Consider the following 24954-nt stretch of genomic DNA (forward strand, 5'->3'; position numbering starts at 1 on the left):
CTACCAAAATACACAATGAATATCCTTACTTCTTATTTTATATTACCCAAAGGATACAAAGGTAAAGTTTTACATCAAAATTAAGAATTTGATTACGGCTTTCTACTTATACTTTTCAATGAAAATTGCCATCGAGAGTAGTTAGCGTGACAAAAACGAGATACGAAGTACTTAGGTATTACCCAGTTACATCACCAGATGAACTCATAGGATTAAACAATAAGGCTCTACTTGAGTGGTGGCTTTCTTTTGCCCCCAATATACCTTTTAAAAGTAATTTTGATATTTTAGACCATATTAATTTGGTATCAGATGTTTTTCTCGTCAAAAGGCTCAACGAAACTGATTATGAATTTAGGGTACATGGAGAAAGCGCCCATAACATTTTTGATGACAACATTGGCAAAACCATAAGTACCAACGGCCCTGAGACGACGGAAAAAGAACGCGAAGATGTTCGACTCGCCAGATATTATACTGAGCTTTTACAACAACCTCATTGCTTTAGGAATGAAGGCAGTCTTCCTTTTTTAAAAAAAGAACATATCCGCTTTGAATCATTAGATTGTCCTTTGTTGGATGAAGACAAAAAACCAATCTATATCATTGGCACAATAACAATTCTTGATGACAAAAATCATTAAAATAAAAGGGAGCAAAAGCTCCCTTTTATTTTCAAACTGCTAGATTATCCAGCAAGCTTCTTTTTAAGTAATTGGTTCACCATACCTGGGTTGGCTTTACCGCCTGTTGCCTTCATCGTCTGACCAACAAACCAACCAATCAGCTTTTCATTACCGCCACGGAAAGCTTCGACCTGATCAGAATTAACTGCCATGATTTCATCAATTGCGGCTTCGATCGGTCCTGTATCCGTGATCTGTTTCAGGCCTTTTTCTTCGACAATGGTATCAGCATCTTTGCTGGTTTCCCACATCACCTCAAAGACTTCCTTGGCGATACGCCCGGAAATTGTATTGTCCTTGATCAAACCGATCAAACCACCAAGCTGTTTAGCTGAAACAGGGCTTTCCTCTAAAGAAAGACCACTTTTGTTCAGCGCGCCAAAGAAATCACCCATCACCCAGTTCGCGGCCAATTTAGGATCGCGACCTTCGGCAACGTCTTCGTAGAACATGGCTTTTTCACGATCAGCGACCAAAATACCGGCATCATATGCAGACAAACCAAAATCGTTGATGAAACGCTCTTTCTTTTCATCTGGAAGCTCCGGGATCGTTGCTTTGATTTCTTCAACCCATGCCGGATCAAGAACTAATGGCAACAGATCGGGATCAGGGAAGTAACGATAATCGTGCGCCTCTTCCTTGCTTCTCATCGAACGTGTCGTGCCGTTACTCGCATCAAATAGGCGTGTTTCCTGAACGATTTCGCCACCTTCTTCCAGGATTTTCACCTGACGTTTGCTTTCGTGTTCAATTGTTTGCTGAACATAGCGAATGGAGTTCACGTTTTTCGTTTCTGTACGTGTGCCCAATTCATCACCAGGTTTACGAACGGATACGTTGACGTCAGCACGCATAGAACCTTCGTCCATGTTGCCATCGCAAGTACCGAGGTAGCGCAGAATCGAACGAAGTTTCCGTAAATAAGCTCCCGCTTCTTCAGGAGAACGAAGGTCTGGCTTGGAAACGATTTCCATCAAAGCCACGCCAGAACGGTTCAGATCAATATACGACTGCGTTGGATGCTGGTCATGAACGGATTTACCAGCGTCCTGTTCCAGATGCATACGTTCAACGCCAACTTCACGAACATCACCACCTTCGAGATCCAGTATGATCGTTCCCTCGCCAACAATTGGTTCTAGGAACTGAGAAATCTGGTACCCCTGTGGTAAATCAGCATAAAAATAATTTTTACGCTCAAACACAGATTTCATATTGATCTGCGCACGGAGGCCAAGACCTGTACGAACGCCTTGTTCAACAACTTCTTTGTTTAAAACGGGCAACATACCTGGCATCGCCGCATCCACCAATGAAACATGATGATTAGGGTCGGCCCCAAATGTTGTTGCTGCGCCAGAGAAAAGTTTGGATTTTGAAATGACCTGAGCATGAACCTCTAGCCCGATAACAACTTCCCACTCGCCTGTATTTCCTTTGATACGATAGCTCATGTTACTTACCTCCCGCCATTAGCTGCGGCAAAGCAGAGAAACCAGCAGCTTCTTCGACAACGCCTGCAACCTTCAAGACAGTTTCTTCATCAAAAGCTTTACCAAGCAATTGCAGTCCAAGTGGCGTCCCCTCAGATGAAAGACCTGTCGGAATAGATATACCCGGAAGTCCGGCCAAGCTGGCAGGAACAGTAAAGACATCGTTCAGATACATCGCAATAGGATCATCCATCTTTTCACCAATACCAAACGCAGGGCTTGGGGCAGTTGGTGTCAGGATTACATCCACGCTTTCATAAGCTTTTTTGAAATCATTCGCGATCAAGGTACGAACACGACGCGCCTTGTTGTAATAAGCATCGTAATAACCAGCAGACAGAACATAGGTTCCGATCAGGATACGACGTTTGACTTCATCGCCGAAGCCTTCACCGCGTGTACGTTCATACATATCATCCAGACTTTCGCCATCGACACGCAGACCGTAACGAACGCCATCATAACGCGCCAGATTTGATGAACATTCCGCAGGTGCGATAATGTAATAGGCAGGCAGCGCATATTTAGTATGCGGAAGACTTATCTCTACAGGCTCGGCGCCCGCAGATTTAAGCCATTCGATCCCCTGTTCCCACGCTTCATCAATTTCCTTTGGTGTGCCGTCCATGCGATATTCTTTTGGAATACCAACTTTCAGTCCACGAATATCACCTGTAAGCGCTTTTTGATAACTCGGCACACCAACGTTAACCGATGTGGAGTCTTTGGCATCGTAACCCGCCATTGCTTCCAGCATGATTGCCGCATCGCGCACAGAACGTGTCATCGGACCCGCCTGATCAAGAGATGAAGCAAAAGCAACAACGCCCCAACGCGAACAACGGCCATATGTTGGCTTTAGACCTACAATACCAGAAAACGCTGCTGGCTGACGAATAGAACCACCAGTATCTGTACCTGTTGCCGCCATCGCTGAACGTGCAGCAACTGATGCAGCAGAACCACCGGATGACCCACCCGGTGTGAGCTGTGCATCGCTATCATTACGCTGCCACGGGTTGATTACATTGCCGTAGTAAGACGTAATGTTTGCAGAGCCCATAGCAAACTGATCAAGGTTGGATTTACCCAACATCACAGCACCAGCATTCCATAGATTGCCTGATACTGTTGACTCATAAGTTGGAACAAAACCCTCGAGAATACGTGATGCAGCCGTTGTCTGTGTCCCTTCAGTACAGAAGAGATCCTTCATCGCGATCGGAATCCCCTCCATCAAGCCAGCATTGCCAGCGGCGCGCTTTTTATCAGAAGCATCAGCCATTTCGAGGGCAATTTCAGGTGTCTCAACGATATAGGCGTTAAGCTCGCGGGTTTCTTCCATAGCGCTGATGTGCGCTTCAGTCAGCTCGCGTGCAGAAAAATCACCCTTTTCCATGCCATCAAGAGCATCGGAAACTGTCAGATTATTAAGGTTACTCATTATTCGACCACCTTAGGAACAGCAAAGAAACCATGGGCAGACTCAGGAGCATTTTTTGTCACCCGGTCAACATAGTACCCGTCATTAACCACATCCTCACGAAGAGGTTGGGTCATCTCGACAACAGATGTCATAGGTTCAACACCCTCTGTGTCCAGTTCAGAGAGTTGTTCAATCCAACCAAGGATTTGGTTCAATTCTCCGGTCAGCTCTTCTTGCTGTTTTTCATCAACCCGGATGCGCGCCAGTCTGGCAATTTTCGCTACCGTATTTTTGTCGACAGACATACTCTGTTCCAATCTTCTATGGATATCGAAAGTATCACGTATTAAATTCGAGCGGAAAATAGCACTCACCCGCCCAAGCTGCAACGCCTACAGAACGCTTTTTATCAAGTAAAACAGCTTTTCTATTATTCAACTGCTGCTGTGGTTGAAAAGGACCAAGAAATAGACAGCATTAAACCACCCAATTAACCGAAAGATATCTGTTTTGTCTTAACCAAATTACCACAGACAAACAAATCTCAGATTGCAAACTCAGAGATCTTATCTTGGCAATTAATCTGAAATCTTGGCCGGAGGCTGACTTGGGCACCTGAGAATAAAAACAGCAACACAAAGCAAACATAAACCGACAAGGCCAAGCCCCCACAATGGAACAACCTCTTTATAAGCAACATAGCCTAAACTGGCACTCATCATTGTAATTGCCAAAGCCTTCGCCTTAACCGGGATCACCCGATAACAATCCCAATCGCGAACCATCGGGCCAAAGAGATGATGTTGATACAACCAGTTATGAAACCGCTCGGAAGAATGAGAAAAAGCCCACAGGGCAACAAGCAGGAATGGTGTCGTTGGCAATAACGGCAAGACTATACCGATTAGGCCAAGCACAACACATATCCACCCCAGACCAATCAAGCATATACGTCGAACACCCGTTTTCTTAAGCTTCGTATTCTCTGCGAAATCAGGTTTCGACATCAATTCTATAAGGCCCTTGAGGTTACTTAAACACTTGAGATTACTCAAGTAAGCGAAATTATTTAAATGGAGAACAGCTACCCTAACAGACTATAATTAAAAGTTCTTTATCGTGATTTAAGGTGCCCTAACCAAGATATCAATTTTTTTAATATCAGCAGACAAGTTATTAATTAAAGACTTAGAGAAAACCCGACAAAGGAGAAACATTAAACAAAATAGGATGCAGCCACAAAATAAGCCCAAAACTCAAGATCGCAAGAAGAGCTCCAAAAAGATCTTTCAGTGTCGGGCGGCAATTTCCACCCTTTATCAGACCAACAAAAGGTATGTTTGATGTTCCGCGGGATATTTCGATCCAGCTTTCCTCCCCCAACAAACGTCTTTTTCGACGATCGACAATGAACATGCCACCAACAGATAAAAGGAGTAAGCCAGCAAAGAATAAAACTTCTGCCAAACTGCCGTTCGCAAAAAGATGCGCCCCTGCCCACAAAGCAAAGCCCCATAATATCGGGTGACGCACAATTCCAACAACGCCCATACGCGTTTTGTCGAACTCCTTGCCCGGACCAATAGAAAGAGGGTTTGGTCGCAAGAACCCCATAACAAAAAACAAGATTGAAAACGGCATAATATGCGCTGTTGCTCTGGCGGCCCAAGGTTCGTACGGCCACAGCTCAACGTAAGGAGCTGCCCACACTTCATGAATAAGCCAGATCAAGACCCCCGTCGAAACAAGGGAATAGAGAATATAATATCCCGCTTTCCCTAATAGATTATTAAGGGATTGCTTCACCCGACGCATCGGTGGAATTGAATGTAGCAACAAAAAAACAAGAAAAGAGCCTATCAGCCCCCCAAATCCACCAAACATATGCTTTCCGTTTTCTGCCAATTAAGGTAAGTACAAGATACTTATGGCAAAGCAATTATCACTTATCTATAGGACACGCTGTCGCGCATCAGACTTCTCTGATTCCAATACATTTGAATTGTCCGTTTTGTACTGGCAAGTCAAGTCAGTTTAGGTAAGTCAAAAATCAAGATAAATAGATCACTGCTTCGGTGTGATATCGAGATCATAAGGCAAACTGAAAATAATAGGCAGAGCAAAGTGCAGGATTTAGATATTTACGACCTCCCCGATCTCGTCGACCGCAATAAACGTTTGCTTGGCTTGGATCCGGGTACAAAAACAATAGGCGTTGCAGTCTCTGATCGTGATTTCAGAGTTGCGTCCCCCGTAAAAACAATCAAACGCACGAAATTTAAAGCCGATGCTCAAGAGCTTAAAGAGATCTGCGCCGACAAAAATATTGGTGGTATTGTAATGGGACTGCCCGTCAACATGGACGGGTCAGAAGGGCCGCGCTGTCAATCTGTCAGGACTCTTGCCGATAATCTTCGAAACATTGCTGGAATAGAAATACCTATCGTTTTTTGGGACGAAAGAATGTCAACGTCGGCTGTGGAGCGATTTTTAATTGGGGAAGCTGATATGACACGGAAAAATCGTGCAAAGGTTATCGATAAAGCTGCTGCAGCCTATATTCTTCAAGGTGCACTGGACGCAATTCAACGAAGAACATCCTCTTAATACCCCCTATAATCCTCAATATAATGAAACTCTGCACGTATTCCTGAAAAAAATCACTTTCATTGCTGCCATGTACAAAATGCATAAAAAGCAATGAAAGTGCACTCAAATGCCAAAACATAACATAATAGAACCACAAATATTTCAAATTTTCGCTGAAAATACTCTTCTGTAAAATTTCCCTCAAATTCAAGCGAACATCACCCAGCACAACCTTGCGTTTAGACCCGTCATTCGTATTTATACGAATGTTTACATTAGCGCATAACCACTATCTTCCCTAACAAGACAGACAAATAAGCTCTGATTTTTTTTGTGCTTTAAAACCTGTAAAGAAGGAAAATAAAATGTTTAGCCTGGAAACCGGCAGCATAATTGTTATACCTATTTTACTCATCAGTTTGTGGGTTGTAACACGAATTTTTCAGAGTGATGAAAAATCGGCTGTAAAGGTCCTGTGGACAATTACAATCTTTATTTTACCTGCCATCGGTTGTGCATTGTGGTATTTTATTGGACCACGCAAAGAAAACTCAACACAAAACAACCTTTATTTCCATAAATGACACTATACATATTCGTAATCATACGAATATCATTTCCGGAAAATAAAACTTACTCTTCCTACAAATGACAACAATGCTTTAAAGAAAGGCATCAAAATGTTTGGCTTCGAATACGGTGGCATCCTAGGACTTATTCTTTTGGTTGCAAATATCTGGGCAATCGTAAAGATCTTCCAAAGTGGTGCAACAACAGGGTCTAAAGTCCTCTGGATTGTGCTCATTATTCTCTTACCTGTAATTGGTCTTATTCTCTGGTTCTTGATGGGCCCCAAATAACCTAATCTCCGAAACACCCAACAGCCAAGGTAGCCTTTTCTTTTTCGAAGGTGTTTCGTCTAGCGACTAAAAAGCGTGCTTGTTGTAAGTGCGCTTTTTTCTTCTCCACATAAAAATACATACCTGCATGCCTATCGGCACGAACTTCGACTTGTTGATTCGAATACAAAACCTACCCGATACTTTACATTCTCAAATGATATGGTTTGAACAAAAGTAAGTGATGGGAACTTTGGCCGTTGCATCTGCTCTCCCCTCTTTTTAAACTTTCCGGCATATTATTTTTGTTTTTTGCCAAACTGGATATAAATCCAGACATAAGTTTTTAAGGATATTCTTATGACCAAGCCTACAGGTCCTCTGTCTGGATTACGTGTTTTCGATCTTTCACGTATTATGGCTGGCCCAAGCTGTACGCAAATGCTTGGGGACATGGGCGCAGATATCATCAAAATAGAACGTCCCGGCCAAGGGGATGATACACGCAAATGGGGCCCACCTTTCCTTAAAGACAAAGAAGGCAACGACACAGACGAAAGCGCTTACTACCTGTCTGCAAACAGGAATAAGCGCTCTGTCAGTTTGGATATTTCCCAAGCTGAGGGACAAAAACTTGCGAAACAGCTTATTGCGAAAAGCGATATTCTGGTTGAGAATTTCAAGGTCGGTGGGCTTGCAAAATATGGCCTTTCCTATGATGACTTAAAAGAAGAATTCCCCAATCTCATATACTGTTCGATCACCGGATTTGGTCAAACAGGCCCCTATGCCCCACAGGCTGGTTATGATTTCCTCATTCAGGGTATGGGGGGCATTATGAGCCTCACGGGCGAACCAGATGGGCTACCGATGAAAGTTGGCGTCGCCATCGTAGATTTGATGTGCGGGATGTACGCCAGCAACGCGATCCTTGCCGCCCTTCATCACAAAAACCAAACAGGCGAAGGGCAATACATCGACGTCTCGCTTTTGGATACACAGATTGCTTGGCTTGCCAATCAGGGCCTTTATTATCTAACGTCCGGCGAACTTCCGCCACGTCTGGGCAACGGTCATCCAAACATTGTTCCCTACAACGTTGTCCCGTCTAGTAATGGTCACTTTATCCTCGCCATCGGAAATGATGGCCAATACAAAAAGTTCTGCCACTTTGCTGAATGCATGAACCTGTTTCATGACGAACGTTTTCACACCAATCAAAACCGCATAAAAAACAGGGACGAGCTTTATCCCCTCATTGGCGAAATCACATCACAACATCTCTCAGAATATTGGATAGAGAACTTGCCCCCTCTTGGTGTTCCCTGTGGCCCGGTCAATGATATGAAAGGTGTTTTTGCACACCCGCAAACACAGGCCAGAGAAATGAAAATTTCCATGCCCCACCCAACAGCAGTACAAGGTTCCGTCGACTTAATCGGTAGCCCAATGAAATTCTCTCAAACACCTGTAGATTACCGCAAAGCCCCACCAAGCATGGGACAAAATACACAAGAAGTTTTGGAAGAGTTGTTAGATCTGGATAGATCGGCTTTGTATGATCTAAAAGAAGATGGCATTATTTAACCTATTACCTCTAATTTTCTTTGATGTTTCTGATAATCATAAACTTCAAAGATATTTAATTCTGGTCAATAAGCTCAAGAATTTGCGCTGCTGTTAACTCCAGCGGCGCGAAAGCATGTTTACCTATACGCCTGAAATATTTATCGCTTTTTTCCATACGGACTGAATTTTCAAAACTATCAGAAGAATTATCTTCTCCCTCAATTACTTCACCTAACTGTGCGGTCGGTTTCAAAGCGAAAGCGGCTGTAAGCCTGGGTTCAGGATTTATACTCGGCGGGATTCGAATACCTTTAAGAGAAACATCCGATGGGATAAAAAACGTTCTCGGTGTTTCATTTAAGAAATTACTGGACGGTGAAAAATCTGCTCTAATGAGACGATAATTTTCGGGAACATATAAAAACTGATCTATAATCTCACTTTTAGTATCTTCACTTATATTGCCATTAGATGCCGTTAAAACACTTACAGCCTCGTCACGATCAATTTTCAAAACTTCACCCGTATTCCTAGCAGGTTCCACATACAACTCTTTATAAGGTTTCTTACCCAAAAGCATGTCAGACGGTGAATAAATCTTCCTGGCATCCAATCGCGACAGTCCTTGAGAGGGCGCATTTTTACTTCTAATAACCGCTAGACTCATTGATTCTTCAATGAGCATCCGATCTGGCTTTCGCCCAAGATAGGCAGACACTTCTTTCTGAAAAACCTCCATCCCGGGCTCATTGTCCGGATACATAGTAAAAATTGGACAAACCTTTCCCTTCCCAACGTCATGGGTAATGACCAACTTGTTCGTTTTGTCGGGACTGTTGGCTATCGCAGACGGGATCATTGACAAAGAAACCACACCTTCAACCTTCACAGAATCAGGTATATTCAAATTCCAAACAACACCGGTATGAGATTGAAGGAATAAGAACACAGGTTTCGTAAATTCCCCAACACTTACATTAATTAAACCAGTTGGAACGCGCGCGTCCGTACCACTATCAATTTGAATCGGGGAAACAGAATCGCTGTACCCAGCCTTAACCCAAACAATAAGGGCATCACTGGAAGGTCGTGCGATACCACACAAGCTAGATTGGCGAGAAGCGCTAAGAAAATGCGGATGTTCTACTTCTGGGATCAGCCCAAGTGAGATACCAATTCCTGCCCAAAACGATGCTGTTACCGATTTACCTGATTTGGAGGGAATATCTTCGACAATCTCAACCTGATTTGTATTTCCAGTAAAACTAAATAAACCGAAGAAAACAGCAAAGCCGAGAAAAAAAACAAAAACAACAAGCTTTAAATCGCTCATATAAACATACCTAATTACTGATAACTTATGCGCAGCCACATCACTACAACACAAGGTTGAATGCAATATTAATTTTCAATCATATTTCATATATTGCACTCCTCCCACTTCGATGACATATTGCGGTTTTAATGACGACATATGCTGAAACGATCGCTGCTGGCCAGACTGGCCACGGGCACCTGCTAGGAATAGAGGGCCTGAGAGCTGATCAGATTTCCAACTTGCTTGACCTAGCCGATGGCTATGTTGACCAGAATCGCGCCGTGAAAAAGACCACTGATTTGTTAGAAGGTCGCACGGTGATTAATCTCTTTTTCGAGAATTCCACCAGAACCCGTACTTCTTTTGAACTGGCTGCCAAACGGTTGGGCGCTGATGTAATCAACATGACCGTTGCCTCGAGCTCTATCAAAAAAGGCGAAACACTGGTTGATACCGCCATGACACTCAATGCAATGCATCCCGATGTCATGGTTGTCCGACATTCAGATTCAGGGGCCGTGAAGCTGTTATCCGAAAAGGTAAATGGCTCGGTCATTAATGCTGGCGATGGAAGTCATGAACACCCGACCCAAGCATTGCTTGATGCCCTGACAATCCGCCGTCGCAAAGGCGATCTTTATGGATTACGTGTTGCAATCTGTGGCGATGTCGCCCATAGCCGTGTCGCCCGGTCAAACATCCATCTGCTGAATACAATGGGCGCAGAAGTTCGCCTGATTGCGCCGCCAACGCTTCTTCCTTCTGCGGTTGACCGTATGGGTGTCGAAACCTTCCATAACATGAAAGAAGGTCTGGAAGGCTGTGATATCGTCATGATGCTCAGGCTACAGCTTGAACGTATGCAGGGATCGTTTGTTCCTTCTGTCCGCGAGTATTTCAGATACTTCGGTTTGGATCAGGAAAAATTAGCTATGGCAAAACCAGATGCCTTGGTTATGCACCCCGGTCCCATGAACCGTGGCGTCGAAATTGACAGTGAACTGGCTGATGATCTGGACCGATCACTGATCAGGACACAGGTAGAAATGGGTGTCGCCGTACGTATGGCCTGTTTACACGCCCTGACACAGGGTACTTTGTCAGACGGAGTGCAATCATGAGCCAGCTCGATAACAAAACGAAACGCGCTTATATAAACGCTCGTCTCATAGATCCAGCAAGTGGCCTTGATACGAAAGGTGCTCTGCTGACCGAAGGTATCCATATCGTCGATTTCGGCCCGGATCTATTCAAAGACGGTGTTCCAGAGGGTATCGAGATAATTGATTGCCAAGGACATCACCTTGCGCCAGGTCTTGTTGATATTCGGGTTCACCTTCGCGAACCCGGCGACGAACACAAAGAAACCATTCTCACGGCAGGCCAAGCCGCCGCCGCAGGTGGTATCACTTCTATCGCTGCATTACCCGATTCCACACCGGTACTAGATGATGTTTCCGGCGTTGAATACGTCGCCCGACGCGCCCGCGAAGCCAAAATGGTTAAAATCTTTCCATACGGCGCCCTAACAAAGCGCCTCGAGGGAAAAGAGCTGACCGAATTCGGTCTGCTTTCAGAGTTTGGCGCCGTCGCCTTTACGGATAGCACCAAAGCAGTAGCAAATGCACAGACCATGCGTCGTGCGCTGAGTTACGCAAAAACATTTAATGCGCTCGTCGTTCAACACCCGGAAGAACCAACCCTTGCCGGTGGTGTTATGAATGGTGGTGAGATCTCTACACGCATGGGACTGTCAGGTATCTCTACCTACGCAGAGATCATTATGGTTGAACGCGACATCCGTCTTGTCGAAATGACAGGCGGCCGCTATCACGCTGCGCACCTTTCCACGGCGGGGGCTGTTGACATAATCCGCCAAGCCAAAGCTCGTGGATTGCCTGTTACCTGCGATACAGCACCCCATTATTTCTGCCTGAACGAAAATTCTGTTCTTGATTACAGAACTTTTGCCAAGGTATCACCGCCCCTTCGTTCCGAAGACGATCGTGAAGCCATCTTCCAAGGCTTAGCGGACGGAACAATCGACGCAATAGCCAGCGACCACAGCCCGCATGATCAGGATTCAAAGCGCCTTCCCTTTGCTCAGGCCGAATTTGGTATCGTCGGGCTGGAAACACTCTTTCCTCTGGCCCTTCAACTCTACCATAAAAAAGCTCTTTCGCTTTTGGATTGCCTCTCGCTTGTGACCAATAAACCTGCTGAAATATTAGGACTACCTGTGGGGAAAATTGCCAAGGGTGCAGCGGCCGATCTTGTACTCTTTAATCCTGATAGTCCTTATTTCATCGACCCCGAAAAATTTAGAAGTAAATCGAAAAACTCTCCTTTCACTGGCTTCCCAGCCCAAGGAAAAGTTTTACGAACGGTGGTTGATGGGCGTACAATCTATGAACGATAAAATTCTTAGATGACATATCTCGCCCGCTAACTCCCGAAAAACAAGGACATTTTTCTATGCCAGACCCCATATCATGGAGCCATGTGGCACCCTTTTATCTGTTAGCATTTGCAGGCAGCTATCTGTTGGGGTCTGTTCCTTTCGGGCTTGTCATTACTCGCCTTTTTGGCTTGGGCGACATACGTCAAATTGGATCAGGAAACATCGGGGCCACGAACGTACTCCGAACGGGCCGCAAAGGTCTGGCCCTCCTCACCCTCATATGTGATAGCGGGAAAGGTGCTGCTGCCGTTTTGATTGCAGCCCTTTGGGGGCCGGATCTGGCTTTGATCGCAGCACTTGGCTCGGTGCTTGGTCATCTTTCCCCTGTTTGGCTCAAATTTAAAGGCGGGAAAGGCGTTGCAACAACACTCGGCGTGGTCATCGCTCTGTCGTGGATGGTGGGTATTGTTGCCTGCCTAACATGGCTACTCACCGCGTTAACCCTACGCATGTCATCGCTGTCGGCGCTTATGGCAATGCTGGCAACACCCATCGCGGTCTGGTTTATTCATCATGATCTTCAAATGGTTGAATTGACAGCGTTACTGGCTATCTTGGTTTGGGTACGACATCACGAAAATATCAAACGTCTGATTAAAGGCGAAGAGCCTAAAATCGGGCAAAAGAAATGATCATTTCAGTATTACCATACGCTTCAACATAGCACTTCAGGGTTGACTCACCCCCCAACAACACCCCAAATAAAGGTATGTTGAACACCATACGCCCCCCTGAAAATCTGGAAGAAAAGCTTGATTGGCTTCAATTAATTCGTTCCAGATCTGTCGGACCGATAACTTTTTACAAGCTGTTAGAACGGTTTGGATCAGCACGTGATGCACTGCAGGCCCTAACGGCAAAGGCTATAAAGAACAATCAAAAGGACCCCGTCTCAAGCAAATCGAGTATTGATCTCGAATTTACAAGAATTCAAAATTTCGGGGCAGAACTTATTGCTTATGGCGAAGATAATTACCCGCCTTTACTTGCACAAATTCCCGATGCCCCTCCTCTCATTCAGGTTCTTGGCAACACAAGATTTCTCAAAAAAAGAACTGTCGCAATTGTTGGCGCCAGAAATGCATCAACAAACGGGATCACACTGGCAAAAGAATTAGCACAAGACTTGGGGAAATTTGGCTTCCTCATTGCATCAGGTCTCGCCAGAGGCATTGATACAGCCGCACATCAAGGCGCCATACAAAACGGAACAATCGCGGCCGTAGCTGGCGGACTGGATGTCATTTATCCACCAGAAAACAAACCGCTCTATGATGCAATTATCGAGAACGGGGCTCTTATCTCTGAAATGCCATTGGGTAGCGAACCGCAAGCCAAACACTTCCCACGCCGCAATCGGCTGGTTTCCGGCCTAAGCCGAGGCGTAGTTGTTATTGAAGCATCCCTGAAGTCTGGATCAATGATCACAGCCAGACTAGCGCAGGAACAGGGCAGAGAAACGATGGCAATTCCAGGTAGCCCCCTTGATCCCAGAAGCAAAGGCGGAAATGCTTTGATCAAACAAGGGGCAACCCTAGTCGAAACAGCTCAAGATATCGTCGAAGCACTCGAGCGTCCTTTTGATCCGCCGATAACAAAATCCGAAAGAAAAAGGGTTGTACCTGAACCATCAGCACCTCTTTTAAATATCGTAACTGAGAAAAAAACACCTCTTAATGCGGTTGATGCTCGACTTTCTGTAAAAGAGTTGTTAGGTCCTAGCCCAGTATATGTAGATGACCTGCTCCGACAGAGCCAGCTATCGCCAACAGAATTGAATGGTATTTTGCTGGAATTTGAATTGGCAGGACAGATTGAATGGCAACCGGGAAACCGTGTTGCCCTGATCGCTTGAAGGATCTCTTAGGGATCTCTTGAAGAAAACTTAAGATATCAGGCGTTATTCCGGATATCAGGATATTAGGTAACAGAACTGATTTCTGTTAGTAACCGAGAATTTTAGACGTAGGTAGTACCCGAAACCATGAACATTGTCGTTGTTGAATCACCGGCGAAAGCCAAAACAATCAACAAATACCTGGGTGAAGATTACCATGTCCTCGCCAGTTACGGGCATGTGCGCGACCTTCCCCCAAAGGATGGTTCAGTCGACCCCGAAGAAGATTTTGCAATGTCATGGCAGGTGGACAGCGGATCTGAAAAACGTCTGAAAGATATCATTACTGCACTCAAAGATGCTGATCAACTGATCCTCGCAACCGACCCCGACAGAGAGGGAGAAGCGATTTCCTGGCATCTAGCTGAAGAACTTGAAAGACGGAAGAAGCTCAAGGGTAAAAAAGTTTCCCGGGTTGTTTTTAACGAAGTCACAAAAACCGCGATCCAACAAGCGTTCTCTGAACCAAGAGAACTGAACATGGAACTGGTTGAGGCTTATCTCGCCCGCCGTGCTCTTGATTATCTGTTCGGTTTCACCCTGTCGCCTGTTCTTTGGCGTAAGCTACCGGGCAGTCGTTCAGCAGGTCGCGTTCAATCTGTTGCCCTTCGTCTGATTTGTGACCGGGAATCCGAGATTGAAATCTTCAAACCACAGGAATATTGGACTGTTGACGCGAAACTTTCTACTGAAGACGGTCAGAAATACGGTGCACGTCTAACTCAACTACGGGGCAAGAAGCTCGATAAATTCGATCTCGCCAATGCCGCTGCCGCGCAAGATGCAGTAGATCTGCTCGAAGATGCCACCAGTTTTACGATCAAAACAGTTGAGAAAAAGCAATCTCGACGGAACCCACAACCACCTTTTACGACTTCTACCCTTCAGCAGGAAGCGTCTCGTAAATTGGGTTTCGGGGCTTCTCGGACAATGCGGATTGCCCAAAAGCTATACGAAGGGATTGATCTTGGCGGTGAAACGGTTGGTCTGATTACCTATATGCGTACAGATGGTGTCAGCCTCTCCGCAGATGCCATTGCTTCCGGTCGTGATCTTATCGCCAAACAATACGGCAAAGATTATCTGCCCGCGAACCCGCGCGTCTATAAAAGTAAAGCAAAGAATGCACAGGAAGCGCACGAAGCGATCCGACCGACAAATTTAGAATTGCTGCCACGTGATGTTGTCGCCCATCTTGATGACGAAGGACGCAAACTCTATGAACTGATCTGGAACAGAACCGTCGCCAGTCAGATGGAAAGCGCCATTCTGGATCAGGTAGCTGTGGACATCGACGTTGCCCAAGGGCAAGCCGTTCTTCGTGCTAACGGGTCTGTCTTAAGGTTTGATGGCTTCTTGAAGCTATACAAAGAAGACAAAGATGACGAAAAAGAGGGTCAAGATGACGATCGTCGCCTGCCAAAACTGACAGAAGGCGATATTGCGAACCGCGAAGAGATTGAAAAAGAACAACACTTCACACAACCTCCACCGCGCTATTCAGAAGCCAGCCTTGTTAAAAAGATGGAAGAGCTGGGCATCGGTCGTCCGTCAACCTACGCCTCTATCATACAAGTTCTACAAGATCGCGATTACGTTGTTCTGGAAAAGAAACGCTTCAAACCTGAAGATCGCGGACGTATTGTTGTTACTTTCTTACGGAACTTTTTCGCCAAATATGTCGAGTTCAACTTTACTGCAGACTTGGAAACTCAGCTTGATGATATTTCTGCAGGCTCTGCGGATTGGAAAAAGGTCCTCAGAGGTTTCTGGGATGCCTTCCATACTGCAGTTGATGAAACCAAAGGTCTGACAATCACAGAAGTCATCGAGGCTTTGGACGAAGACCTGAGCGACCATTTCTTCCCGACCCCAGAGGATGCAGATACAAAACACCCAAGAGAGTGTCCGACATGTGATGATGGTCGTCTTGGGATCAAGCTTGGAAAAACCGGCGGCTTCATTGGCTGCTCTAATTACCCAGATTGCCGCTATACACGACAACTCTCCCTCCCGGATGGCGAAGGTGGCGAAAACGATCTCAGCCAGCCAAAGGAACTGGGCATAGACCCAGCGACAGAGCTCGCTGTAACCCTGCGCAAAGGCCCCTATGGTGTTTACGTTCAGTTGGGCGAAGCGGTTGAGAAGACCAAACCCAAACGCGTATCCATTCCCAAGGGAACACCAATCAGCGATGTAACTTTCGAGCTCGCTCAAGGATTACTATCTCTACCGCGTGATATCGGCCCTCACCCGGATGATGGTGCCATGATTATCGCAGGCATCGGACGTTTTGGCCCTTATGTAAAGCATGGATCAACCTTTAAGTCCTTGACCAAGGATGACGATGTTCTGATTGTCGGCCTGAACAGAGCTGTGGCCTTGATTGCCGAGGCTCCAAAGCGTGGTCCCGCAGCTGCCCTTAGAACAATCGGAGCACATCCAGAGGACAGTGTTGATATTACCGTTCACTCCGGTAGATACGGCCCCTATGTGAAATGGAACAAAGTGAACGCCTCTTTGCCCAAAGACAAAGAAGTCGACACCATTACACTGGAAGAAGCTGTCGAGCTTTTGACTAAGCAGCTAGAGAAAAAGGGTACAAAGAAAAAAGCTCCAGCGAAGAAAGCCACAGCTAAAAAGACAACCGCTAAGAAAACGGCAGCAAAGAAACCCGCAGCAAAGAAAACAACCACTGCGAAGAAACCTGCTGCTAAAAAGGCTCCTGCAAAAAAGACCGCAAAAACTGAAGAATAAGAGTTAGGAAAAGGGCGTGACCTCTGATAGAAAATCCCCGCCCTTTCCAACAAAGGAAGCGGTTTTAGACTTTATTGAGCAATCTCCAGCTTCTGTCGGAAAACGCGAGATTGCCCGTGCTTTTAATTTGCGTGGCAACGACAAAATCCCCTTAAAACAGCTTTTGAAAGAGCTAAAGGACGAAGGGCATTTCGGACGCGGTGCAAAACAACGCAAAAATAATATCGACGGTCGCTTGCCCCCTGTTCAGGTCATAGAACTAACGCGTATAGATAGCGACGGCGAACTCATCGCAGTTCCTGCCTCGTGGGAAGAAGATCACCCCGCACCGATGATTTACGTTTTGCCAGATCGCAAAAGTAAATTCGACCTTGTGGTTGGCGACCGTGTTCTCGCCAAACTCAAACAACTTGATAATAAAAGCTATCAGGGCATCCCTATTAGAAAACTAGAAGCTGCCCCTCTTAAGATACTCGGCATTTACCAGATTACGGAAGAAGGTGGCTTCGTTCGCCCCGTCGATAAAAAGGCAAAAAAGGATTTCATCCTAAATCCCGATCATGCCAAGTCAGCAAAACACGGCGAGCTAGTACTCTGTGAAATTCGCAAAGGACGCTCTCGTAAAGGGCTTAAAGAAGTAAAAGTTGTCGAGGTTCTTGGCGGCATTGACAGTTCGCGCGCACTCAGCCTAGTCGCAATCCACGAACGTAATATTCCCTACCAATTCCCAGAAGAAGCTTTGGAAGAAGCAGCCGCAGCGAAACAAACCACTTTGGGGAAAAGAACGGATCTCCGCGATCTGGCGCTGGTCACAATTGATGGGGCCGACGCTCGCGATTTTGATGATGCCGTCTGGGCCGAACCTGACCCCGATCATGAAGGTGGCTGGCATATCATTGTCGCCATTGCCGATGTTGCCCACTATGTCAGAGCCGGAAGTCCGCTGGATGATGAGGCACAAACACGGGGTAATTCAACCTACTTTGCCGATCGTGTTGTTCCAATGCTTCCCGAATCACTTTCCAACGGATGGTGTTCGCTTAAGCCCAATGAAGATCGACCTTCCATGGCAGTTCATATGTGGATTGATGCAGAAGGCGAACTCAGAAAGCATAAATTTGTCCGGGCATTAATTCGCTCGCAAGCTCGACTGACCTACGAAGAAGTTCAAGAGGCCCTTAACGGCCATCCAAGTGACAAAACCTCTGATCTGCTTGATCCAGTGTTAAAGCCACTTAAAGGCGCTTATGACACGATGCTCAAAGCCCGCCATAAACGGGGAACATTGGAACTTGAAATCCCAGAATTCCAAGTCGTTATGGACGAATCCGGTGAAGTTACAGAAATCGTAAAACGCCAAAGGCTTGATAGTCATAAACTTATCGAAGAGTTTATGATTATGGCAAATGTCGCCGCAGCAATCGAACTCGAAAGCAAACAACTTCCTTGCATGTATCGGGTTCACGAATCTCCTGATCCTGTTAAGATAGAAGGTCTTGCAGATAGCCTACATGGCATGGGGATTAAATTCGCCAAGGGGCAAGTTATTCGCCCTAAAGTCCTGACACAAATTTTGGAACGGGCTTCTGATTTACCAGAAGCAAAGTTAGTTAACGAGCTTATACTTAGGGCCCAAAGTCAGGCCAGATACGACGCAACAAATCTTGGTCATTTTGGTTTGGCCTTGACGAGATATGCGCACTTTACGTCTCCCATACGGCGCTATTCTGATCTCATGGTTCATCGCGCACTCATCAAAGGTCTGAATCTTGGTAACGATGGACTGACGAGCGCAGAAACAACGAAGTTTAATGATATTGCTGAACATATCTCGGCAACAGAACGGCGCTCTGCAGCTGCTGAGCGCGATACTGTCAACCGATTCACAGCTTCATTCTTCTCGAAAAAAATTGGAACGATTTTTCCCGGAAAGATCAACGGTGTGCACCGGGCTGGTCTCTTCATTACCTTGGATGAAACTGGCGCGGATGGACTGGTCCCCATGTCCTTTCTGCCCGATGATTACTATATCCACGATGAAAAAAACCACAGCCTGACTGGGCGGCGTTGGGGACGTGAATTCCACTTGGGCGATAGTGTTATGGTTCGTATCTTTGAATCAAACCCTATTACAGGCGGCATAGCACTTCGCATTGTTGAGGGGGATGGCGATGAAGAAACATCCCCACTAAAGTCTAAGCCTTACAAACAGAATAGTCGAAGACGCGACAAAATAGGTACAAGTTCTAAACGGTCACCAAAAAAGAACAGGCGAAGGTAGTCATCGGCTATAAAGATTCAAGAAATTCCCCTCTTACAACTTGATCTAATTAAAAATATGCTCTTAATGTAACTTCCGAGCCGTAAGCCCGTGTTTTGTAATCATGAAAGAGGAGACGAGGTAGATGCCTACACGTTTTCAGCCGCATCTTTACCTTCTCAATGCTAACCTGACATCAAGGATACTTTCTGTATTCCTGTTGTTTTTCCTTTCTGCATGCGGAACGCCAAATCTAAACCGCAACTACGCTCATAATTACCCCGAAAATGCAGAGTTTGAGCAAAAAACGGCTACTGCTTTGTACGCGGATGCTTTCGAGCATATTGTTCATTATTATATCGAAGAAATAGACGCCTCAAGACTGGCTCTTGCTGCAATGGATAACCTGGCAACTCTGGACCCTGAGATAGATATCATCGATGCCGGTAGCTCCCTTACTTTTACCTATTCAGGGCAAGCTATTTCCCGGCATAGCTATCCTTCTACGATCGATCATAAAGCGTGGGCGCGATTGACTGCATCAGTTATTTCAGAAGCCTCGAGATTTTCATCTCCCCTAAGACGTGCGACTGGCGAACAAATCCACCAAGCTATTTTTGACGGTGTTGCTGGTGAGTTAGATAAATTTTCCCGCTACTCAAATCCTGACAAAGCGCTTACTTATCGTGACAATCGAAATGGTTTCTCTGGTATTGGAATCCGTTACGTCAAAGAAAAGACCGGCGCGCGTATTGTGTCTGTTATGGAAAACACACCAGCTTTGGCCGTTGGCCTTCAAGAAGACGATATTATCATCAAGGTTGATGGAACAGACATTATCCCACTCCCTGAAAATGAAATAACAAAGCTGATGAAGGGCCCCAAAAATACAACAGTTGAGTTAACTGTTAAGCGCCCGAACAGCGCAGCGCCCCTCATCTACAAAATAACACGAAAAAAAATTGCCGTTCAAACCGTGTTCTACAAACGGATGGGGAATATAGCCTATCTTCAAATATCAAGCTTCAATAAACAAACTCCCCAAAACCTTCTGACAAAAGTAAGAACTGCCCAGAAAGAAATTGGGGACAATCTATTGGGCTATATACTGGATCTAAGAGATAACGGCGGAGGTATAAAGATCGCATCAGTCACCTCAGCTGACCTTTTTGTATCAAGCGGCACCCTTTCCTCGGTTAAGGGTCGAAACCCTGAAAGTCATGACTTAGACGTGGCCAAGAGTAGAGATATAGCCAAAGGCCAACCAATCATCGTTTTGATCAATGCAAATTCAGCCTCTTCTTCAGAAATTTTGGCCGCAGGTCTTCAGGATTCTGGCAGAGCTCTTGTGGTTGGTAGTAACTCCTACGGTAAGGGAACTGTCCAAAGTATTAATGAGCTGCCCAATGGCGGCGAGTTTAGAGTGACCTGGGCGAAGTTCCTTGCTCCATCTGGTTACGCTATCCATGATCGCGGGATAATCCCCAACGTATGTACGACAAACGAAAACTACAGCTCTGCAGATGACATTATTCATCGCCTGCAATCAGGCACCTTGGAAATGACATATCACATCCAAAAATACGTACTGGATAACCCATCCAGTGGTGAGAGCTTGGAACAAATAAGAGCCTCTTGCCCTCAAAGGACAGAGACAATGGAAATCGATCTAGAGGTTGCAAAATCTCTTATAAGCTCGTCTAAGCTATTTAATATGGCAAAAAACAATACAAACTCAACAACATCAGAGCTGGTAAATTAACCCTCCTGCTCATAATAACTATTTCATTTCGACACAAACTGTTCCCAACAAAGAAAATGTTAGAACAGGGCTTGACTTCAGGGCTTAAAACGTTATGTTTCGCCCCTGTTATATTTGTAATTTTTAGCGCGATGAGGATTTCGCTATGGCTAAGCCGGCTACTCAACTAATTCGCATGGTAAGCACCGCGGACACTGGCTACTTTTATGTAGCAAAGAAAAACCCGCGCACACTTACTGAAAAACTCGAGCTACGCAAATACGATCCCGTTGCGCGCAAGCACGTTATTTTCAAAGAAGCGAAAATGAAATAAAGCTTTTACAGCTTAAAATAAAAAGGCCGCATCATGCGGCCTTTTTTGTGTCTGATATATAGGTAATTTGGTCAACCAAATCTTTCATTTACTCAGATCGTAACCGTATGCCCCGCCGGGATATTTTTACTGGAATGCTCAATACAGACACAGTTACGGCCCATAGATTTAGCATCATATAGGGCAGTATCTGCGCGCGCCAAAAGACTATCAGCCATTTCCATTGGGTCCGAAGTCGTTGCAACCCCAACCGAGATCGTGATTGTCAATGGTTCTGCAGATCCCGGCACCTCAATAGGTTTATCCCCGACTCGTGACCGAAGCCGTTCAGCAACGGTAAATGCCTGTTCAGAAGAAGCACTTGGCATAATAACAACAAATTCTTCACCGCCATAACGTGCGAGCATATCAAAATCACGAACGGCATCAGTAACTCGTTTAGCCAGGACTTTAAGAACTTCATCTCCGCTCGCATGACCATAGGTGTCGTTCACGTTTTTAAAATGATCGATATCGAACATAAGCGTTGATACAGGCTTGGCTGTTTCTGCAATTTCCATAATTGCACGATCCAAATGCGCGTTCATATAGCGTCTATTAAACACGCCTGTCAGTGGATCTGTGTACGCCATAGCAACGCTTTTCTTGAGCATGTCGGTCAGGCGGTCGTGATAGCGGCGACGTTTAATTTGAGTTTTACAACGCGCACGCAATTCGTTTGGATCTATCGGCTTGACCAGATAATCAGTAACACCGATATCAAGGCCCTTAGCCAACTGAGACAGGTTTTCCTCTTCCAAAACCAAAAGGATTGGTACATGACGCGTTTCTTCGTGTGCACGTAGCTGAGAACATAGCCTCAGGCCATCTTCCCCCCCTAGATCAAGTGCCACAATAAAAAGATCATAAGACTTTTCTTGGCCAAACTCGATCACTTCACGTGATTGACGGGAATGATCGACATTGTGGTCAAGTTCGGTCAAAAAATTGATAATTTTACTAGCGGTTAAATCGTTGGATTCCGCTAACAATATATTAGCATTAGAAATGGCTTCTTCTTCATCTGGTTCACCAGAGCCGATAGAATCAAACCGAGAAGAAGCTTCTTGGCGGACGCGTAACTCATCGGTCATCATTTTGAGCCGAACAAGAGAACGTACACGCGCAAAAAGCGCGACATCATTAAGCGGTTTTGTCAGGAAGTCGTCTGCGCCAACCTCAAGACCACGAACACGGTCACTTACTTCACTGAGGGCTGTAACCATAACAACGGGAATGTGACGCGTCTTAGGATCACTTTTTAAACGGCTACAAACTTCATAGCCGTCCATGCCCGGCATCATTACATCCAAGAGGATGATATCCGGCATTTCTTTCGCTGCAATTTCTAGTGCGGATTGCCCATCAGAAGCAGTTATCACCTCGAAATACTCTGCCATCAGCTTTGCTTCTAAAAGCCTGACATTAGCAGGTATATCGTCTACGACCAGAATCCTTGCCGCCATGAATGCTGCACTCTTTCAATATTATAAGAAAAACTGACGAGAAAGTTCTAGTTCAAGAATCTTTCTACAGTTTCTAAAAACTTTGTAACAGAGATCGGCTTTGGAATATAAGCTTCACAGCCGCCTTCCCTGATTTTTTCTTCGTCCCCCTTCATGGCAAACGCCGTTACGGCAATCACGGGTATAGCACGAAGATTATCATCTTCCTTGAGCCACTTAGTCACTTCCAGACCCGACACTTCAGGTAACTGGATATCCATCAAAATTAAATCAGGTTTGTGAGTTCGCGCTATTGAAAGCGCCTCCATTCCATCTTTTGACTGGAGGATATTATAGCCCTGAGCTTCCAGTAAATCGTGGAAAAGCTTCATATTAAGTTCGTTATCTTCGACAACAAGAACAGTTTTTTCTTTGTTCGTCTGCATAGATGTTTCCTGCCGATGCCTCCTAAAAACACATGGAGAGCCCAATGCGCTTCATTAAATGTCTCAGGTGGTTAACCATATTCACTGAAACAATACCCTTGAATGCCACACTACTCAACTTTAGTTAACATAAGGTAACGGAAATATTGTTAAAATTAACGATAAAAGCATATTTTTGCTGACTAACTCTCTAGAATTTCAAAAAACTTAAGCCATAAGCTGCAAAGATAGACCTCCTTACACGCCGAGAGTCATGAATGATTTTAAATTGTAAAATCTTGCAAATCTAAGAACATAAAGAGTATAAAATAAGAACAATAAATAAACGTGAATTCCCATGCCTGATCTTTGCAGAGACTGTTTTCATTGGCGCGAAACACCCCCGGTTTCCCAAGCTAGGCCAACTCGATGCGCCAACTGTCACTCACCCAGACTAATCAGCCATCCTGAACTCAGTGTTTTATCGATGGCTCACATAGATTGTGATGCCTTTTATGCCAGTGTGGAAAAAAGAGACGACCCGGCACTACAAGATAAACCAGTGATTATAGGCGGTGGAAAAAGAGGTGTGGTCTCGACAGCATGTTATTTGGCTCGGCTTTATGGTGTCAAATCAGCTATGCCGATGTTCAAAGCCCTCAAGGCTTGCCCCAGTGCAGTTGTGGTCAAACCCAACATGTATAAGTACAAAGAAGAAGGTCTAAGAGTTAGAGGCATGATGCAAGCCCTAACCCCCTTGGTCGAACCACTCTCTATTGATGAAGCGTTTTTGGACTTGTCGGGGACAGAGAAATTGCATGGACACTGCCCAGCTATCACCCTCGTTAAACTTATCAAAAACATAGAAGAAAATATCGGGATAACAGCTTCTGTTGGCTTAAGCTATAACAAGTCGATGGCGAAAATTGCATCTGATTTGGATAAACCACGCGGTTTTTCAGTGCTTGGGCTTAGCAATACACAAGAGTTTTTAAAAGAACAGCCTGTGAGGCTTATTTGGGGCGTAGGCAAAAGCCTGGAAAGGCAACTTCACCAAGATGGCTTAAGACAGATTAAAGATCTTCTCCCTTACTCAGAAGAAGAGCTAATGAAAAAATACGGACAAATGGGGCAACGAATGTTCCATTTTATCCGTGGAGAAGATGGAAGAACAGTTAACCCTAAATCCCCCACGAAAAGCATATCAAACGAAACAACTTTTAACGATGATATTAAAGATTTTGGTGAGCTCTCTGTCATTCTTTGGCGACTGTGCGAAAATGTTTCTAGCAGTCTAAAGAAAAAACAATTCGCGGCGAGCACAATAAACCTTAAACTAAAAACAGGTGATTTCCGCCTGATCTCCCGCAGTCGAAAAGCTTTTGCACCGACGCAACTCGCCGAGGAAATTTACCAAACAACATTGCCGCTGTTGAAAGAACAGTGTAACGGACAACGCTTTCGTTTAATCGGTGTCGGAGGGAGTGAGCTTGTCTCAGCGGAACTTGCTGACCCACAAGACCTACTTGATCCAGAAAAAGAAAAACGCAAGAAAATAGAAACAGCACTAGATAAGGTTCGCGATAAGCTGGGCACAGACAGCATTCAAAAAGGTCGCTCTTATCAAAGCGCTTCTAGACAAGACACTAAAAAATAATCGGTCATTGCCTCC

The 24954-nt window shown here is 45.2% G+C and carries 22 protein-coding genes; 14 read left to right on the plus strand and 8 right to left on the minus strand.

Features of this window, described 5'->3' with window-relative positions:
• The first annotated feature begins 146 nt into the window (after positions 1-146).
• Positions 147-644: a hypothetical protein gene (locus tag ACN0QW_RS06510; RefSeq protein WP_417429841.1), complete on the plus strand. Its 498-nt coding sequence runs from the start codon at positions 147-149 to the stop codon at positions 642-644.
• 44 nt (positions 645-688) lie between these two features.
• Here ACN0QW_RS06510 and gatB read toward each other — a convergent pair whose 3' ends face one another.
• The 5 genes from gatB to ACN0QW_RS06535 form a co-directional block, all read right to left on the minus strand.
• Positions 689-2143: an Asp-tRNA(Asn)/Glu-tRNA(Gln) amidotransferase subunit GatB gene (gatB, locus tag ACN0QW_RS06515; RefSeq protein ID WP_417429843.1), complete on the minus strand. Its 1455-nt coding sequence runs from the start codon at positions 2141-2143 to the stop codon at positions 689-691.
• 1 nt (position 2144) lies between these two features.
• Positions 2145-3626, minus strand: a complete 1482-nt coding sequence (gatA, locus tag ACN0QW_RS06520) for an Asp-tRNA(Asn)/Glu-tRNA(Gln) amidotransferase subunit GatA (protein WP_417429845.1) — start codon at positions 3624-3626, stop codon at positions 2145-2147.
• Complete coding sequence (gene gatC / locus ACN0QW_RS06525; protein ID WP_299380596.1) at positions 3626-3913, minus strand: Asp-tRNA(Asn)/Glu-tRNA(Gln) amidotransferase subunit GatC; 288 nt, start codon at positions 3911-3913, stop codon at positions 3626-3628. The genes gatA and gatC overlap by 1 nt, the downstream gene beginning before the upstream one ends.
• Before the next feature lie 273 nt (positions 3914-4186).
• Positions 4187-4615 carry a YbaN family protein gene (locus ACN0QW_RS06530; RefSeq protein WP_417429848.1) on the minus strand — a complete coding sequence of 143 codons (429 nt, stop codon included), beginning with the start codon at positions 4613-4615 and terminating at the stop codon, positions 4187-4189.
• Positions 4616-4796: 181 nt separating this feature from the next.
• On the minus strand, positions 4797-5492 hold the full coding sequence (locus tag ACN0QW_RS06535; RefSeq protein WP_417429850.1) for an NnrU family protein: 696 nt from the start codon (positions 5490-5492) through the stop codon (positions 4797-4799).
• 240 nt (positions 5493-5732) lie between these two features.
• Here ACN0QW_RS06535 and ruvX point away from each other — a divergent pair, with 240 nt between their 5' ends.
• The 4 genes from ruvX (at position 5733) to ACN0QW_RS06555 (ending at position 8623) form a co-directional block, all read left to right on the plus strand.
• Positions 5733-6215, plus strand: coding sequence for a Holliday junction resolvase RuvX (ruvX, locus tag ACN0QW_RS06540; protein WP_417429852.1), 483 nt, complete (start codon positions 5733-5735; stop codon positions 6213-6215).
• Positions 6216-6562: 347 nt separating this feature from the next.
• Positions 6563-6781, plus strand: coding sequence for a PLD nuclease N-terminal domain-containing protein (locus ACN0QW_RS06545; protein ID WP_417429854.1), 219 nt, complete (start codon positions 6563-6565; stop codon positions 6779-6781).
• Positions 6782-6877: 96 nt separating this feature from the next.
• Positions 6878-7057: a PLDc N-terminal domain-containing protein gene (locus tag ACN0QW_RS06550; protein ID WP_299380588.1), complete on the plus strand. Its 180-nt coding sequence runs from the start codon at positions 6878-6880 to the stop codon at positions 7055-7057.
• A 339-nt stretch (positions 7058-7396) separates the two neighbouring features.
• Positions 7397-8623, plus strand: a complete 1227-nt coding sequence (locus tag ACN0QW_RS06555) for a CaiB/BaiF CoA transferase family protein (protein ID WP_417429856.1) — start codon at positions 7397-7399, stop codon at positions 8621-8623.
• 55 nt (positions 8624-8678) lie between these two features.
• Here the strand turns inward: ACN0QW_RS06555 and ACN0QW_RS06560 are convergent, their stop codons facing one another.
• Positions 8679-9938: a hypothetical protein gene (locus ACN0QW_RS06560; RefSeq protein WP_417429858.1), complete on the minus strand. Its 1260-nt coding sequence runs from the start codon at positions 9936-9938 to the stop codon at positions 8679-8681.
• 131 nt (positions 9939-10069) lie between these two features.
• On the opposite strand from ACN0QW_RS06560, the gene ACN0QW_RS06565 reads away from it, so the two are divergent.
• The 8 genes from ACN0QW_RS06565 to rpmG all read left to right on the plus strand — a co-directional run bounded on the left by ACN0QW_RS06565 (position 10070) and on the right by rpmG (position 21373).
• A complete protein-coding gene (locus ACN0QW_RS06565) occupies positions 10070-11044 on the plus strand; it encodes an aspartate carbamoyltransferase catalytic subunit (RefSeq protein ID WP_299380586.1) in 975 nt (324 codons plus the stop codon).
• On the plus strand, positions 11041-12342 hold the full coding sequence (gene pyrC / locus ACN0QW_RS06570) for a dihydroorotase (RefSeq protein ID WP_417429860.1): 1302 nt from the start codon (positions 11041-11043) through the stop codon (positions 12340-12342). The genes ACN0QW_RS06565 and pyrC overlap by 4 nt, the downstream gene beginning before the upstream one ends.
• A 56-nt stretch (positions 12343-12398) precedes the next feature.
• The gene (gene plsY, locus ACN0QW_RS06575) at positions 12399-13016 is read left to right on the plus strand and encodes a glycerol-3-phosphate 1-O-acyltransferase PlsY (RefSeq protein WP_417429862.1); all 618 of its coding nucleotides are present in this window, start codon (positions 12399-12401) and stop codon (positions 13014-13016) included.
• Positions 13017-13093: 77 nt separating this feature from the next.
• The gene (dprA, locus tag ACN0QW_RS06580; RefSeq protein ID WP_417429864.1) at positions 13094-14239 is read left to right on the plus strand and encodes a DNA-processing protein DprA; all 1146 of its coding nucleotides are present in this window, start codon (positions 13094-13096) and stop codon (positions 14237-14239) included.
• A 129-nt stretch (positions 14240-14368) separates the two neighbouring features.
• Positions 14369-17038 carry a type I DNA topoisomerase gene (gene topA / locus ACN0QW_RS06585; RefSeq protein WP_417429866.1) on the plus strand — a complete coding sequence of 890 codons (2670 nt, stop codon included), beginning with the start codon at positions 14369-14371 and terminating at the stop codon, positions 17036-17038.
• 16 nt (positions 17039-17054) lie between these two features.
• Complete coding sequence (rnr, locus tag ACN0QW_RS06590) at positions 17055-19319, plus strand: ribonuclease R (protein WP_417429868.1); 2265 nt, start codon at positions 17055-17057, stop codon at positions 19317-19319.
• A gap of 124 nt (positions 19320-19443) precedes the next feature.
• Positions 19444-21060, plus strand: coding sequence for a S41 family peptidase (locus ACN0QW_RS06595; RefSeq protein ID WP_417429870.1), 1617 nt, complete (start codon positions 19444-19446; stop codon positions 21058-21060).
• A 145-nt stretch (positions 21061-21205) separates the two neighbouring features.
• On the plus strand, positions 21206-21373 hold the full coding sequence (rpmG, locus tag ACN0QW_RS06600) for a 50S ribosomal protein L33 (RefSeq protein ID WP_046507740.1): 168 nt from the start codon (positions 21206-21208) through the stop codon (positions 21371-21373).
• A 92-nt stretch (positions 21374-21465) separates the two neighbouring features.
• Here the strand turns inward: rpmG and ACN0QW_RS06605 are convergent, their stop codons facing one another.
• Both ACN0QW_RS06605 and ACN0QW_RS06610 read right to left on the minus strand, forming a co-directional pair.
• Positions 21466-22878 carry a PleD family two-component system response regulator gene (locus tag ACN0QW_RS06605; protein WP_417429873.1) on the minus strand — a complete coding sequence of 471 codons (1413 nt, stop codon included), beginning with the start codon at positions 22876-22878 and terminating at the stop codon, positions 21466-21468.
• A gap of 47 nt (positions 22879-22925) precedes the next feature.
• Positions 22926-23303 carry a response regulator gene (locus ACN0QW_RS06610; RefSeq protein ID WP_046507735.1) on the minus strand — a complete coding sequence of 126 codons (378 nt, stop codon included), beginning with the start codon at positions 23301-23303 and terminating at the stop codon, positions 22926-22928.
• Positions 23304-23640: 337 nt separating this feature from the next.
• Between ACN0QW_RS06610 and ACN0QW_RS06615 the strand changes: the two genes are divergently transcribed.
• Positions 23641-24939: a DNA polymerase IV gene (locus tag ACN0QW_RS06615; protein WP_417429875.1), complete on the plus strand. Its 1299-nt coding sequence runs from the start codon at positions 23641-23643 to the stop codon at positions 24937-24939.
• Positions 24940-24954 lie beyond the last annotated feature (15 nt).

The sequence above is a fragment of the Kiloniella sp. genome, from assembly GCF_048259265.1.
In the GTDB taxonomy this organism is placed as follows: domain Bacteria; phylum Pseudomonadota; class Alphaproteobacteria; order Kiloniellales; family Kiloniellaceae; genus Kiloniella.